The 13658-nt window shown below is 34.1% G+C and carries 14 protein-coding genes, 1 tRNA gene and 2 pseudogenes; 10 read left to right on the top strand and 7 right to left on the bottom strand.

All coding sequences use genetic code 11. The annotated features are described in order from the left end of the window. The first annotated feature begins 69 nt into the window (after positions 1-69). The 6 genes and pseudogenes from OZD70_RS06090 to OZD70_RS01835 all read left to right on the top strand — a co-directional run bounded on the left by OZD70_RS06090 (position 70) and on the right by OZD70_RS01835 (position 4182). A pseudogene (locus OZD70_RS06090) lies at positions 70-1215 on the top strand (IS3 family transposase). Between the two features lie 45 nt (positions 1216-1260). Next, positions 1261-1420 (top strand): annotated as a pseudogene (locus OZD70_RS01855) (IS4-like element ISWosp8 family transposase); the annotation flags it as partial. Between the two features lie 111 nt (positions 1421-1531). Beyond that, positions 1532-1622, top strand: a tRNA-Ser gene (locus tag OZD70_RS01850). Between the two features lie 171 nt (positions 1623-1793). Next, a complete protein-coding gene (locus OZD70_RS01845; protein WP_275020479.1) occupies positions 1794-2939 on the top strand; it encodes a SurA N-terminal domain-containing protein in 1146 nt (381 codons plus the stop codon). 87 nt (positions 2940-3026) lie between these two features. Next, on the top strand, positions 3027-3647 hold the full coding sequence (locus tag OZD70_RS01840) for a ferredoxin reductase domain-containing protein (RefSeq protein ID WP_182183604.1): 621 nt from the start codon (positions 3027-3029) through the stop codon (positions 3645-3647). Further along, on the top strand, positions 3631-4182 hold the full coding sequence (locus OZD70_RS01835; RefSeq protein ID WP_275020477.1) for a 5-formyltetrahydrofolate cyclo-ligase: 552 nt from the start codon (positions 3631-3633) through the stop codon (positions 4180-4182). The genes OZD70_RS01840 and OZD70_RS01835 overlap by 17 nt, the downstream gene beginning before the upstream one ends. 53 nt (positions 4183-4235) lie before the next feature. Here OZD70_RS01835 and OZD70_RS01830 read toward each other — a convergent pair whose 3' ends face one another. Continuing rightward, the gene (locus OZD70_RS01830) at positions 4236-5240 is read right to left on the bottom strand and encodes a hypothetical protein (RefSeq protein ID WP_275020476.1); all 1005 of its coding nucleotides are present in this window, start codon (positions 5238-5240) and stop codon (positions 4236-4238) included. Between the two features lie 149 nt (positions 5241-5389). On the opposite strand from OZD70_RS01830, the gene elbB reads away from it, so the two are divergent. Together elbB and OZD70_RS01820 are read left to right on the top strand one after the other, a co-directional pair. After that, positions 5390-6103 (top strand): isoprenoid biosynthesis glyoxalase ElbB, encoded by a 714-nt coding sequence (elbB, locus tag OZD70_RS01825; RefSeq protein ID WP_275020473.1) that lies wholly within the window; start codon positions 5390-5392, stop codon positions 6101-6103. 163 nt (positions 6104-6266) lie between these two features. After that, positions 6267-6575 carry a hypothetical protein gene (locus tag OZD70_RS01820; protein WP_275020471.1) on the top strand — a complete coding sequence of 103 codons (309 nt, stop codon included), beginning with the start codon at positions 6267-6269 and terminating at the stop codon, positions 6573-6575. Between the two features lie 2 nt (positions 6576-6577). On the opposite strand, the gene OZD70_RS01815 is transcribed toward OZD70_RS01820, so the two are convergent. Continuing rightward, positions 6578-7561 (bottom strand): peptidoglycan D,D-transpeptidase FtsI family protein, encoded by a 984-nt coding sequence (locus tag OZD70_RS01815; RefSeq protein WP_275020469.1) that lies wholly within the window; start codon positions 7559-7561, stop codon positions 6578-6580. Between the two features lie 38 nt (positions 7562-7599). Then, complete coding sequence (locus OZD70_RS01810) at positions 7600-8202, bottom strand: penicillin-binding protein 2 (protein ID WP_275020468.1); 603 nt, start codon at positions 8200-8202, stop codon at positions 7600-7602. A gap of 20 nt (positions 8203-8222) precedes the next feature. On the opposite strand from OZD70_RS01810, the gene ispH reads away from it, so the two are divergent. Then, positions 8223-9152, top strand: coding sequence for a 4-hydroxy-3-methylbut-2-enyl diphosphate reductase (gene ispH, locus OZD70_RS01805; RefSeq protein ID WP_275020480.1), 930 nt, complete (start codon positions 8223-8225; stop codon positions 9150-9152). Positions 9153-9372: 220 nt separating this feature from the next. On the opposite strand, the gene OZD70_RS01800 is transcribed toward ispH, so the two are convergent. The 4 genes from OZD70_RS01800 to rlmB all read right to left on the bottom strand — a co-directional run bounded on the left by OZD70_RS01800 (position 9373) and on the right by rlmB (position 12722). Continuing rightward, on the bottom strand, positions 9373-10350 hold the full coding sequence (locus tag OZD70_RS01800) for a quinone oxidoreductase family protein (protein ID WP_275020465.1): 978 nt from the start codon (positions 10348-10350) through the stop codon (positions 9373-9375). A gap of 267 nt (positions 10351-10617) precedes the next feature. Next, positions 10618-11154 carry a cytochrome c oxidase assembly protein gene (locus OZD70_RS01795; RefSeq protein ID WP_182183591.1) on the bottom strand — a complete coding sequence of 179 codons (537 nt, stop codon included), beginning with the start codon at positions 11152-11154 and terminating at the stop codon, positions 10618-10620. Beyond that, positions 11155-11877 carry a Bax inhibitor-1/YccA family protein gene (locus OZD70_RS01790; protein ID WP_275020463.1) on the bottom strand — a complete coding sequence of 241 codons (723 nt, stop codon included), beginning with the start codon at positions 11875-11877 and terminating at the stop codon, positions 11155-11157. 80 nt (positions 11878-11957) lie between these two features. Further along, the gene (gene rlmB, locus OZD70_RS01785) at positions 11958-12722 is read right to left on the bottom strand and encodes a 23S rRNA (guanosine(2251)-2'-O)-methyltransferase RlmB (RefSeq protein WP_275020461.1); all 765 of its coding nucleotides are present in this window, start codon (positions 12720-12722) and stop codon (positions 11958-11960) included. 92 nt (positions 12723-12814) lie between these two features. Between rlmB and OZD70_RS01780 the strand changes: the two genes are divergently transcribed. Beyond that, entirely contained in the window at positions 12815-13309 is a 495-nt protein-coding gene (locus OZD70_RS01780; protein ID WP_275020458.1) for a Smr/MutS family protein, read from the top strand. The last annotated feature ends 349 nt before the right edge of the window (positions 13310-13658 follow it).

Genomic DNA, 13658 nt, shown 5'->3' with positions numbered 1-13658 from the left:
CAGAAAAAGTAGAGAGGAAGTTAAGACGTTTTTGAAGTAAAATAGAACGTTTTTTCAAAGAGGTGTAATATGGGAAACAGAAGGGAATATACAATAGAGTTTAAATTGGAAGCAATAAAACTAGTAAGAGAAACAGGTCAACCGTCAGCAAAAATAGCAAGAGATTTAGGCATGAGTGGAGATTTATTAAGCAGATGGGTAAGAAAATATAATGAAAAAATGTCAGGAGTAGATGCATTTCCAGGCAAAGGAAAGTTAGCTACTTATGACAAAGAAAGGTTTGACTTAAAGAAAGAGTTAGCAAGAATAACTAGGGAAAGAGACATTTTAAAAAAAGCCCTGGGATATTTTGCCAGCCAAAAGGAGTAAAATATTCTTTTATAAAAGAGCATAGAAGCAGCTATAAAATACAGGAGTTATGTAGGTTTTTAAATGTATCTGCTTGTGGTTATTATAAATGGGTTGCTCAGGAGAAAAGCAATAAAGAATTAGCAAGAGAGGAGCTTCTAGCAGATATTCAAAAAATATATCAAGCATCACAATGCAGGTACGGAGCTCCTAAAATCCATGCTGAACTAAAAGCTTTAGGCAAAAATTATAACATCAAAACAGTGCAAGATGTAATGCAAAAAAATGGCATTTAAGCTAAGCTTAGAAGAAGATTCAAAACTAAAAAACAGCAAACAGACAGTAGGATTATAGCTCCAAATATCCTGGATCAAAATTTTACTACGGACCAGCCCAATAAGGTATGGGTAACTGATATTACTTATATAAAAACCAAAGAAGGCTGGCTATATTTGGCAGCAATAATTGACTTATATTCACGTATGGTAGTTAATGAGTAGTCCAATGGATAAACAATTAATTATAGATGCTTTATTTATGGCTGTTAATAAACGCAAACCCGCCAAAGATCTACTGTTTCATAGTGATCAAGGGTCACAATATACTTCTAAAAAGCACCAATTCTTATTAAATAGAAAAAATATTATCTCTAGCATGAGTCATAAGGGTTGTTGTTATGATAACTCACCTGCAGAAAGCTTTTTCAGCTCACTCAAAAGAGAGCTACTTATTGATCCTTCACAACACTCTGCTCAACAATCTAGAACTGCCATATTTGAATACATTGAAATTTTTTATAATAAACAACGACGTCATTCTACTATTAACTATTGCATCCCTGAACAATTTGATGCATCATTTTCATGACAAAAACGTCTTAACTTCCTCTCTACTTTTTCTGGGTAAGGTCAATTTGGTGTAATGAGACAGAAACTCTATCAAGTGCTGGTCGGAAATTATTCGCCAAAAGATTTTCAAGCTCTTTTTAAGTATACGTGCTAAAGTTAACAGGAAGATTGTATAGCCGCAATAAAGTAGATAACGCCATCATGTCTTTAGGAGAGTTTGCTGATGGAGGCTCTTAAGTTGACGCCATTGTCTGTTCAGATACAAATATCGCGATTAAAAGCATTAGACAGGCGGTAGAGGTCTTGGTATTATATAATCTTTAGGTTCTAAATTTGGAAGGGTGGCCGAGCGGCTGAAGGCGGCGGTTTGCTAAACCGTTATACGACCCAAAAGTCGTATCGAGGGTTCGAATCCCTCTCCTTCCGTATACTGTTTAGCACGGTCTGAATTTGCTATATTGGCATGTTTTTAGCCTGTTTACCTGGTTCTTGTTGCAATGGTTTCTTTTTATTTCCGTCTTTAACTATTAAAAAGTTGGCTAGCATTGACTCAGTATTTATTATAGAATTGGTTATTAACTAAACAACTTTACTTGTATGTATAAAATACTAATTTTACTGTTGATAGTGTTGCCACTTAGGTTGCTTGCAACCGAGATTGAAATTGTTGCAGATGTAAATGGTGAGCCAATTTCAAATTTAGATATCGAAAAACGCATCAACTTTATAAATTCATTGTTTGGCACTCAAAGTGTTAATCAAAAAGAAGCAAGACCTCGAATTCTTAGGGAGCTAATAGACGAAATTATCATTACCAATAAAGCGCAGAGGCTGAATATAAAATTGAGCAATGAGGAGTTAGATAATGCTATCATATTATTTTTAACCCAAAGTTTTAAACTTAAGGCTAATGAAATTGATCAATACATAAAAAAGCATAATATAGATCTTAGTATTTTAAGAAAACAAATAAAATGTCAGTTACTATGGAGCAAAATTATTGAAGTAAGAATTGTGCCATTTATTAATATAAGCGATAAAGAAGTAGATGATGTAAAAAGGCAAACAGAAAAGCCGGATTATCTTATCACGTTCCAAGAGTTTATAATTCCTGATCAAAAAGACAAGGATGTTTATGGTATAGCTGAAGATTTAGTAGAAAAATTACGTAATAGTAATAACCCAGAATCTCCAATAAAGATGCGTAAAGCAACAGTTAATTTAAGTCAGCTCAAAGATAAACTTAAGAGCATTTTAGAAAGACTAGAAACCGGCGATATAGCAGGTCCAGTTAGTTTCAGTGAAGGTTACTCTATTATAAAAGTCATAGACAAGGTACAACTTAATTATGCACTGCTGGAAAGCACTTTAAAAGTAAAACAAGTTGTGGTTAAAGATTCAGAAAGTTTACTCTCTAATTTTAAAGAGCAAAAGGTCAATTGTTTAAATTTTGACAAATTAGCAGATGATTTTAAGTTGCCAAACACAAAAGAGTTTGAAATAAAAATGCGAGATTTAAATCCTGATTTACAGATTTTATTTAGTAGAACAAGCGTGAATGAAATAGTAGAATTGAGAGAAAATGGCATTGCAAAGTTAATAATGTTGTGTGATATCAAGAGTAATGTAGCGGGTATAGAAGCAATTAAACAGCAGATGTATCAACAAAAGATCATGATACAAAGCAACTTGTTATTAGATGATATGCGTAAAAATTCAGCTGTTAGTTATCGGTATAGTTGAAGTCAGAAAGTGTCCTTGTCTCTGTCTTTGTGTACCTTTGTTCTATAAAATTTCAAAAAATTTGAACAAATATAGTTAAAATAGCACATGAAGAATATAATGCTCATTGGTGGTGGAGTTGGAAATGCAGTATTATTTTCGATAGGGAAGGCGTGTCTTGAAAATAATAATAAGGTTTTGTACTTTGCTGGCTATAATAAATTAAGTGATGTATTTAAACGAGCACTGATAGAGCGTGCATCAAATGCAGTAGTTTGGGCATGTGAAGAAGGATTGATAGAAACAAGCAGAGATCAAGATAAATCCTTTCGTGGTAATATAGTTGATGCAATAGTCTCTTATCAACAAGGAAGATTAGGTATTAATTTAAACACTATAGATAAAATTATCACTATAGGTTCTGATAAAATGATGAAAGCTGTGAATGAAGCTAGAAAAACAATTTTAAAGCCATATCTGAAGTCAAGTCACATAGCAATATCGTCAGTTAATTCTCCTATGCAGTGTATGATGAAAGAAATCTGCGCTCAGTGTGTTCAGCAACATATAAATACGGAAACAGGAGAAAGGAGTTTTGTTTATAGTTGCAGTAATCAAGACCAGGATATGGAATTTATTGACTTTGATTTTTTAAGTGAGCGCTTAAAGCAAAATAGTTTACAAGAAAAACTCACTGCAAAATGGATAGATCATGTTCAAAGATATTAAACAGCACAAAAAGGAAATAAGAGAGGAATATAGAGCTATAAGAAAAGATATTGATGAAAGTTATTCCATTTATGCGGCAAATTCCCTGATTAATCTCTTTAATCATAACTTAAGTTACGTTAAAGGCAAAACAATTGCGGCTTACATTCCAATGGATGGGGAAATAAATGTTGTGCCTTTGATGTATAGCTTATTCGATTTAGGTTATAAAATAGCGGTTCCTGATAAAAATCAGTTGCTAAGATTTGATGGATGGAACGAAACAAATGAAGATGTAATTCCCGACACAATCATTACTCCTGTTGTTGCTTTTGATGATCATTTTAATAGATTAGGTTTTGGCGGTGGTTGGTATGATACAATGATAAAAAAATTACGGCCGCTTGGAAAAATATTTATAGGTGTAGCCTATGAGAAACAATATTGTAAAAATTTACCTGTAGAAAAACATGATCAAAAATTGGATATTATAATTACTGAGATGTGTGTTAGATGTGGAGGTGGATTGCTCAAAAAAGTGGATAAAAAGGAGTAGCGTAACCCCACTTTCTGATAGTAATTTTTGCATCAAAACGCTCCTCAAATGCATCAACCCGGTCCTATGATTCCTTCTTCACTCACTCGTTCAGCATTTGAACTACCTAATTGAGAATCTGGCTTTATTTCCTGAGCTTTCTCATTAACTTTTTGTTCTACCTCTTTTATGTCACTACCAATTGCCATAATTGCAGGTTGAAATTCGCTCATAAAATCTACAAGTTTCTCCATGTCTTCCTTATGAGTACTAGTACCCTTGCTCATAAGATTGTTCAAAAGACCAGCCTTATCTTCCCCTATTAATTGTCCTATGGCTGCTAGTTGCTCTTGATTTTGAAGCATTTTTATTATTTTTATTTCATTACTAAGCATTGTTCTTTCTCCTTCATCAGCTTCAAGATTCTTTTCCATTAAATTGCTTATTAACTTTTCAAAATTATTTTCTCTTCTTTGAACCTCAGGTAATTTATCTATTAAATCCTTATATGAACTTTTCACTGCTTTTCCTGCTTCAATCGCTCCTTCTTTTATTTTTTCCCCTGCCTTTCCTATACCTATTCCTACATAACGCGCTCCAATAGCTACAAAAGCTATTAATGTAGCAAGCACAATAAGCGGAGAAAATGCTACTCCCAATACTATTCCTGTAGAAGCTATTCCAATTTTTTTATTTGCAGATGCTGATTTAAAATAATTGACTAGATTGTCCAGCAGACCTTTATTATTATTTATAACATTACTTATTGCTTGCTGATTAACAGATTTTAACGCCTCTTCTATTATTTTTGAGTCAACGTTTTCAGAAGTTAACCCTTTAAGTGCTTCTTCAATGAGTTTTATAAATAATTCTTTATTTACCTCCTTTTGCAAGCCTTGGTTATTAATTGCTAAACCTAAATCTTTGAGGTTCATCCCTCTAATTTGTTCTGATAGGGCTTCAAACAACTTCCCTTTTTCTTCCTGTGGGGACTGTGCAATGCTTTCTATTATATCTGAAATAGCTTTTCTTAGTTCTGGGTAGTCAGTGTCAAAAAACGTACTGTTTGTAGGTGCCATATTCAACTTCATCAACTATAAATATGCCTAATTATATATACTAATTATTAATTATATTATAATAAATATGAGATAATTAATATAACGACCTCTTTCCAAATATAGAATTTGTATTAAAATATCTAGATTACATGAAATTAAGGTACTTTATGGGTGAAAAAAAATTAAAAGCTGCTGTGGTTTTATCAGGGTGTGGTCACCTTGACGGTGCAGAGGTAAGAGAAGCGGTTTTAAGTCTGCTTGTGCTTGATCAGCAGGATGTGGATGTTAAATGCTTTGCACCTGATATCAATATCACACAAGTTATGAATCATAAAATAAAGGAGGCAGTGAAAGAAAAAAGGAATGTACTTGTAGAAGCAGCAAGAATCGCAAGAGGTGAAATATATGACTTAAAAGGAGCCAAAGCTGAAAATTTTGACATGCTAGTTGTACCTGGTGGATACGGGGTTGCGAAAAATTTATCTGACTTATCTGAAAATAAAGACATGGTGACAGTAATGCCTGAATTTAAAAGATTAGTTTCAGAATTTTTTGTTACAAAAAAGCCGATAGGAGCGATATGCATATCTCCAGCCATCATTGTTTCAATTTTAAGTAGCAAGATAGGTAAAGAAGAAAGTAAGGTTAAGGTAACTATAGGAGATGACAGAGAACAGTTGATAGAGAAGCTTGGTGGTAAACACATAAGGTGTGATACAGGGTTATCAATAGAAGACGAAGAACATAATGTATTTTCCTGTTCTGCTTATATGCGTAGCGACGAAGGTATATACTCTGTATATCAAGGGATAAAGCATATGATTGACAGCATGGTAAAAAAGATTAAAAAAAAACTAAACAGCCATTCCTCTAAGATGTAGTAATTTAGACTTCCTTACACAATTAACTGTTGAATTTTACATTCCTAGCTGTATTATGGTTATATAGCTAAAGTGCTCTAGGTTTACGACTATAGCGGCGTGGCGTAGGGCTGCACTAGCTATATATATTTAGCTCTTTTTTTATAAATGCAAGGTATTTTATATGTCAGACCTTTTCTATATTGAAACTACGTGTTGTGTGGACGGTCAGTGTGATGTCTATACAGGGGAAATAAGATTTAATGATGTCATGTTAGGCAAGTTCAGTCTAAATTCGTGCAGCGGGAAAGAAGCTATGATAAATCTAGACGTTATTACATTCGATATTAATATCGCTATCGATGGTCAAAATGGAAAGACAATCAAAAGAAATCTTAAAGGTCTTGAATTTGTAACTAAAGATGATGGTTCTTGGTATATTAATAAGGGTTTTGGTAATGATAGATTTGAAGTTATAGTAAAGCAATCATAATTTTACATCTCAGGTGTAACATTTAGTATAGGTGCTATTCTATTTATAATGTTCTTTACTATAGGCGCAGCAATTATTCCCCCGGTATGGTGTATCCCTTGAGGTTCATCAATAACAATTAGCACTATATACCTTGGGTCAAGCATAGTTAGCACTCCTATAAATGACGCTATGTTTGCATCTTTGCTATATTTACCATCTATAACTTTTTCCGCCGATCCAGTCTTTCCCCCTATTGAATATGCCTTTATTTTTGCTTTTCTGCCAGTGCCATCTGTTACTGCTGCGCGTAATAATTTTCTCATTTCCCTGGAGGTTTTTCTTGAGATAATTTGCTCTCCTATGCTTCTTTTATTCAATATCAAAGTTGCGTTATGAAATATTCCATTGTTGATTAATGCTGCTGCAGTTTGTGCAAAATGTATAGGAGTTACAGCTATGCCATAACCATAAGATGCTGTTATTAAAGTGTTTTCACTCCATTTATCCGGAATTATCGGTGTAGATTTTTCTGGTATTTCTATTTTCAAAGGAGAAAATAGCTTCATAGCTTTAAAGTATTCTACTTGTTTTTCAATACCTAATTTGACTGCAATTTTTGCTGCACCAATGTTGGATGATTTTACAAATATATCTTGCACAGTAATTTTTGGAGTTTTAGATTTGTGAAAGTCCTGAATTTTATACTTTCCAATGGTGATTGGTGTTGATACGTCATATAAATCGCTAGTTTTTGTAACGTTTGCATCAAGCGCTGCGGCTATTGTAAAGTATTTTAATACCGACCCCATTTCATACACCCCAAGACTGGCGCGATTAAACTTTTGTACATCTTCTGCCTTATTCTGTAGGTTGGGATTAAAATCAGGTAGACTGACCATTGAGATAACTTCACTATTTCTCACATTTAAAATAATTTCTACTCCGCCGAGTGCCTGATATCTGCTTACAGCTTTAGTTAGCTCTTCACGCACTATGCTTTGCACTCGTGTATCTAAGGATAGTTGAATACCCTGGTAAGGTGTTATTCCAGCGCGTAATGCTGGAATCTACGTATTTTTTTCTGGACCCCAGTGTCAGCTACTTGGATAACAGAATGTTGTTTGTTTTTACTTATATATGCCTCAACTCCTGCAATACCGTTGCCATCTATGTCAGTGTAACCAAGCACGTGTGAAAATAAATTACTGTGAGGATATATACGTTTTACATCGTTATAGAAGTTTATTCCTGGCACGCCGGCATTTTTTATTGCTAACAGTTCTTTTGGAGTCAAGTGCCGCTTTACCCAAGCAAATTTCTTTTTTGAAGTAAGTACTCTATATGAATTCTCGTATTCAAGATCATTCAAAATAGAATACAGTTGTGCTGCTATACTTTCCGGATTCTTTACTTTGGTTGCATCTGTATATAGTGATGTTGTGGGCACATTTGTTGCTATTACCACTCCATTTCTATCTAAAATATCAGGTTGTTTATGTACTGTACTATCTTTTCTAAAATTTTCTGAAGTAGTAGGTTGATCAAATGTTAAAGAGAATATGCGAAAAATAATTATTATATAAAACGTAAATAATGGTACTATAAAACACAGTGAGCGGAGCTTATTTTTAAGTAATGCTTGCATATTTACTTGATTTGACAAAAATGGAAATTATCTTAGCTGAGCCGCGAGGTTTTTGTGCCGGAGTAAAAAGAGCTGTGGACATATTAGCTATTACTTTAGAAAAATACAAAAACAAGTGCCAAGTTTATGTGCTACACGAAATTGTTCACAATAAATATATAGTAGAGGACTTTAAGAGACAAGGAGTGGTTTTTGTGAACAGTATCGAGGAAATTGAAGATAATGGAGGAATACTGATCTTCAGCGCGCACGGAGTATCAAAAAATATAGAAGATGAGGCAAAAAGAAAGGGTATTCAAGTGATTGATGCAACGTGTCCTTTAGTCAGCAAAGTGCATAAGGAGGCAAAAAGGTATGAAAACAGTGGTAAAGAATTAATTCTCATTGGGCATGAAAACCATCCAGAAGTTAAGGGAATTAGAGGAAGAGTAAATAATCCTATCATTTTAGTGCAAACTGTGCAAGACGTACGCAATTTAAAAGTTAAAGATCCAGATAATTTATCTTATGTTACACAAACCACATTAAGCATCGACGATACCCGTGACATTATTGCTGCCCTGAAGCTCAGGTTTCCAAGCATTACAGGGCCAGATTTAAAGGACATATGCTATGCAACGCAAAACAGACAAAATGCTGTTAAAAAGCTAGCTGAAATTGTAGACATGGTGTTAGTTGTAGGAAGTAAAAATAGCTCAAATTCAAACCGCTTATTAGATCTGTGCACTGTCAGAGGAAAAAGAGCCTACTTAATTGATAATTACAGCTGTATGAATAAAAGCTGGTTTCAGGGCATAGAAAAGATAGGAATCACTGCAGGTGCTTCTGCTCCTGACATATTGGTTGATGAATTAATGGACTACCTAAAAGTAAACCTGAGTGTAAAAATTTCAGTTATGCCAGGTGGTATTATTGAAAATGTTCAGTTTAAAATACCGAATTTGGTTTAAAACACAACTTGTCTACTAAGCTTCTCTTGAAATCACACAAACCAGCATCTATAGCTAAGACATCATACCGCCGCGGCGCTAACAAGTAGCGGGATGACGGTTGTCGGTAAGCCTAAGTCAGTTTAGCTATATGCTTTTAATTCCCCCAAAAGGAGAATTAAATATGTGAAGTTCTAGTTGATATGATTTAATGAATGGTTAGTTTAAATTACTAGTTTATTTAAGAGATTTTGATAATATTTAACCCACTCGCTTTTCTATTTTCCATATCGCGATGAGCTTGAATTATTTCATCAAATTTATATTTTTTATTGATCCGTACAGTTAAAAGTTTTTTTCTTATCATCTCGAAGATTTCCATTGTGGTAAGCACTAATGTGAATCTATCATGCTTATAATGGTATATTGAGGTTCCAGTTGCAAATAACGAACGTGAACTAAGTAAAGAAAAACTAATAGGAGCGTTACCTGATATCTGCCCATAGGAAACGTATATGCCAAACCTGCCTAAAGATTCAAAAGAAAGCTTGCTTGTAGCATAACCTATAGGGTCATACACTGCACCTACTCCTCTATTTTGCGTAATCTCCATAACTTTAGAAACGAAGTCTTTATCATTGTAGTTTATTGCGTATGTGCAGCCACTTTGTAAAGCTATCTTCATTTTTTCATCAGAGCTTACAGAACCTATCACTACACCTTTTTTATCCTTTGCCCATTGGCATATTATTTGTCCTAAACCACCATTAGCCCCATGAACTAGCACGAAAGTACCAGGCCTAACTTTATAAGATTGATTAACTAAATAGTGAGCTGTCATACCTTTAAACAGCACTGCAGCAGCAACTTCATCAGATATGTCATCTGGAACTTTTATCAGATATTTCTGGTGTATAATGCGCTTTTCACAATATGCCCCTGGAGGAGCTGTGCAATATCCAACTCTGTCTCCAATTTTGAATCCATCACTGATTTTTTTACCAAGTTTTTCAATAACCCCAACTGCTTCCACTCCAAGCACTGATGGTAAATTTTTAATTTTGCGTGTACCTTTTCTGTGCTCTAAATCATAACGATTTAAGCCGATAGTTGTATGACGTATTAAGACTTCCTCACCTTTTGGCTCACCTATGCTCTTATCTACAAACTCTAATACTTCTGGTCCCCCAGTTTTTTTTATTTGTATAGCTCTACCCATGATGAATGTAAGATAAAAACTTTGATTATGTTATCTAATAATTAATATTTTGCAAAGTTATTGTTTCCACAATCAATAGACTTCTTGCGTTACTTCCTGTCATTCCAGCGCGTGACGCTGGAATCCAGATTTTTTATATAATCAAGTCATAGGATGGCAAAAAGTCAACCTTATCTGTATGAGCTATACATTTTTCTGGATCCCAGTGTCAAGCACTGGGATGACACCCTATTGATTACTGAAATGACATGGTTTGCAAACATTCTGTTACTTAAGCTTAAAAAATGTGTATGATAGTGTTATTTCACTCAAATCTTTTGTGTTGTTATCAAGCATTATCTCAGGATCTATATAGAAAGATACGGGCATAGCCGCTTTTTGTTTTGGTAGCAACATTTGTTCTTCAAAACAAAAGCATGCAATTTTATTGAAATACTTACCTGCTTTGAAAGGCGTAACATTATACACCGCCATTCCAAATGAAGGCTGATCAGATAGATTTTTTGCGTAATAAAAAGCTAAACTTTGTTCTCCTATGTTTACGTCAACGTAGTTAGTTTCTGATTTAAATTCCCAAGGTAGATCGGACATTATATCAGCATTGAAGTGAACCCTGATTTTTTGGTCAATTGCACTTATTGTCGTGTTAGTCACTTTTCTTGTTGTACCACCATATCCAGTAGCTTTACAGAAAATGCTATATAGTGGCACCGATGCATATGCAAGACATAGCATCAACACGACTAAAGATATTAAAAAGAAAACTATAGAATTCTTACTACCTTTCCTTAAAAAGGAAAACATCTAGTCCCTATTATTGAACAAGTTAAGTAACCTGAGTAGATTGAGGAATATATTGATAAAGTTGAGGTAAAGACTAGTTGCACCCAGTATCGCCAGCTTAGTGGCTGCAGCCTCTGAGCCATCATTATATCTATAATAAACGTCTTTGATTCTCTGAGCATCATATGCAGTCATTAAGGTAAATACTATTACTGATATGAACGATATTGCAAAATAGAGAGGACTACTTCCAAGGAATAAATTTACTATAGACGCGATAATTAACCCCAAGACTCCCATTCTCAAAAAAGAACCCATACTAGTCAGATCTTTTTTTGTAGTATTGCCATATAAAGCCATGGAACCAAACATGATCGATGTGATGAAAAACGCTCTTGCTATGTTTTCCGCGGTGTAAAACACAAAAATATAAGATAAGGAGAGACCTATTAGCACCGAAAACGTGAAAAACACGGTAAACGCGGACTGAACACTAAGATGTAAGATTTTTGGATATACAAAAAGCACTAGCACAAGTGGAGAAAATGTTATTGCATACAACAGAACAGGATTGGAATGAATTACCTGAAAAAGACCAGAAAATACCGTTAGAAACGCAACAAGCCCTGTAACGCCTAAAGCTAAAGCCATGTAATTATATACTTTAGTCAGGTAACTTCTGAGCCCAGCACTATAATAAACGCCCTGAGAGCGGATATCCTGTTCATTTCTCATGTAAGACATAAATATAACTCCTTTTGTCCATTATTTAACACATTATAATATAAAACCACATTTTTATCAAGTATTTTTATTATAAACAGCTATGCACTGGCATTTGTTTTAGTATAAATAGAATATAGGCCTATTGCTGCTGCATTTGAAACATTTAAACTGTTAATTGCATTTGACGTTGGTATTTTTAAAAGATAATCACAATTTTCTTTAACTAACCTCCGCATTCCTTTCTCTTCAGAACCAAAAATGATCACTATTTTTTTTCCAAAACTCTTTATTTCATCTATATTTTCTTTAGTATTGCAATCAAACCCGTAACACCAGTAGCCGGCCTTTTTTAAATACTGCATAGTTTTTACTATATTTGTAACGTATATTAGCGGAACAATATCCAATGCTCCACTTGCTGCTTTTGCAATAGATGCATTTTCGCCAGGTGAATGATTATGTGGTAAAACCAATGCGTCGACATTAAAACAAGCTGAAGTTCTTAAAATTGATCCAATATTGTGCGTGTCAGTGACTTGATCTAAAATGACTATAGTAGAGCTGTCGTTTGAGCTTTCAGCTACTTCTTCGATGCTTAAGTTATAAAGAATAGGGGCAACATTTAAAGCAATTCCTTGATGGTTAGCACCTTTAGATAAAACGTCATTAAGTATTTTGTTTTCTACTAATCGAACTTTAATGCCCTTACTATTTGCACATTGCCTAATTTCTTTTTCATGTTCTCTATAGAAATTTTCTGTTACTAACAGTTCTATACACCGCCTATTTTTATTCTTCAGTGCTGACATGCAGGTGTGCTTTCCATACAGCCAAAAATTCTCATTAGTTTTTGAAGATTTCATCGTATTATTGAAAATCGGGTTTTTATAGAATAAGCAACATTTTACTATGTTTGGATATTGTTGTAAAATTATACAATTCGATTAATGCGTTTATGTCGGACGATGAGTTGGATTGGCAAAAAAATGTTAAGCCAATAGAATGTGGAAAAGTTACTTTGAAAGTTGATCATAAAGTAAATATAAAGTCTATGGTTGATAAAGGTACCTCTGACTTACAAGGGAATTTTCTTAATACCAATAATAGTAACTCATCATTTTGTCTTGACCAAAACACAAAATCAAAAGTTGATAGGGGTAAATATTTTATAAGCGATAAGCTCGATTTGCACGGCTATAGTATAGAGGATGCTTACTGTAAATTGATAGATTTTATTATCAAAAATTATCGAGCAGGAAATAGATGTTTATTGGTAATTACGGGATACGGCAGTGCAACAAATAAAACAGACACTATAAAGAATAACTTAAATAAGTGGTTAAATGATACTAAAATCCAGCATATGGTTCTATACTACCAGCAAGCTACGAAAAAACATGGTGGTAAAGGGGCTTTTTATGTTTTATTAAGAAGGCTTAGGCCCTATTAGCTGCTTAAGTTTCCTTTTAAGCCTTAATTTTTCTTGTATAGCCATATAAAAACCAGTGTTCGGCAGCGCATGACGCACAATTGTAAAACATTGTAGCCGTTATTCAAGTAGCCCGCAGAAACGAAAAACTTACTTGACAAGCCTCGCCAGCCCCCTTATCATGGTAGTGAAGGTATTCAGTTATCTTCATCTGTGCAGATTAAACAGCAAGAAAACAACGTAGTTGGCGTCTTATTTTTAATTTTTTGCACTATGTGNACCTTATGTCTTCACAACATTTCTGGGTTTTTACCTATATAAGCTGAAACGCGCTTATAAGTCGTTTAAGACAGTATAGTACGCCAATTTG

The sequence above is a fragment of the Wolbachia endosymbiont of Drosophila tsacasi genome, from assembly GCF_028982115.1.
GTDB classification, from domain to species: domain Bacteria; phylum Pseudomonadota; class Alphaproteobacteria; order Rickettsiales; family Anaplasmataceae; genus Wolbachia; species Wolbachia pipientis_B.
The sequence above is the reverse complement of the archived record's forward strand: the minus strand, read 5'-3'. Positions and strand labels throughout refer to the sequence as shown.